Raw genomic sequence first — 890 nt, 5'->3', positions numbered from 1 at the left:
AACGAAAATTTTATATAAATTTCTAATTTTTAGACAGTATTAGCAAAACATTGAAGCAATAGTAGTTAAAGATTATACATACGTAGTTTTTGATCTAAAAAATTGTAGTGAATCTTTTTATCATAAAATTAAATTAATACAGAAATGCTTATGCTTTTTAAAACTTTCAGAATTATTGACGGATTAAAAAGATTATATTACTGATAAATTCCATTGATAATTAGCAATTTTTATGATGCCGGTGCGCAGATTCGAACTGCGGATCTACTGATTACGAATCAGTTGCTCTACCACCTAAGCTACACCGGCACAAAATTTCTTAATTTTTTCTTATACTTTCTTAGCCTTTCTTTTTACTTTCTTTTTACTTTTTTTACTACACTTTATTCTCTATTTTCTAATAGCTCTATTCAATAGCCCCAACCCTGAAGCTTCACAGAATTCTTTTACCTATTTATGATGAAAATCATAACTTCTACAAATATTAATCACTAGGGGCAGTCCTTATGATCACGTAAGCTAGTAGCAAGGTCAAGGCTTTCAAAATAAATATCTAAATTAGAAAGTAATACCCTTTCACTTATAAGAAACAAAACTGTATTAGTAAAAAGGTTAAGTAATTCAAAAGCAAAAATCCTTTGTAATTTTACACTAATAAAATTTCTAGTTGTAATTGATATTATTAAAATCTTGATAATTATCATTATCCTCTTTTATCAAGAGGATGTATATCCGTCCCTCGAAAATACATTACACCAAACTGCTACAAGCCACAATTTCCTATAAAATTAGTCGTCTAAGAATGTTTTTATCAAAAACTAAAGATCTTGCTGAATGTTCAGCCAGAAAAAATTTTATTCCTCCCGCTATATATAACAACTAACAGACAC

General features: G+C 28.2%; 1 tRNA gene. It reads right to left on the bottom strand.

Going from position 1 to position 890, the window contains the following annotated elements:
• Nucleotides 1–236: 236 nt before the first annotated feature.
• A tRNA-Thr gene (locus CLERM_RS00525) sits at nucleotides 237–309 on the bottom strand.
• Between the last annotated feature and the right edge of the window lie 581 nt (nucleotides 310–890).

This window comes from Coxiella-like endosymbiont, assembly GCF_002871095.1.
In the GTDB taxonomy this organism is placed as follows: Bacteria; Pseudomonadota; Gammaproteobacteria; order Coxiellales; family Coxiellaceae; genus Coxiella.
This window is presented reverse-complemented; position numbering and strand designations above follow the sequence as displayed.